General features: G+C 61.8%; 1 protein-coding gene. It reads left to right on the forward strand.

Annotated elements, in window-relative coordinates:
• Window positions 1-251: NAD-glutamate dehydrogenase domain-containing protein (locus QSV46_RS40465; protein ID WP_314964313.1), on the forward strand; the 251-nt coding region annotated here is incomplete at both ends.

Genomic DNA, 251 nt, shown 5'->3' on the forward strand with positions numbered 1-251 from the left:
GTCGCCCTGTTGGACGAAGACCGCATTCTGCGCCGCTTCACCAATCTGGTGCAGGCCATCGTCCGCACCAACCTGTGGCAAATTGGCCAGGACGGACATCCGCGTCCGGTGATTTCCTTCAAGTTCGACGCCCGCAAGATCGATGACCTGCCGGCTCCGCGACCGCTCTACGAGATCTTTGTCTATTCGCCGCGTCTCGAAGGTATCCATCTACGTTTCGGCAAGGTCGCGCGCGGCGGCCTGCGCTGGTC

The organism is Bradyrhizobium cosmicum (genome assembly GCF_032290525.1).
GTDB classification, from domain to species: Bacteria; Pseudomonadota; Alphaproteobacteria; order Rhizobiales; family Xanthobacteraceae; genus Bradyrhizobium; species Bradyrhizobium cosmicum_A.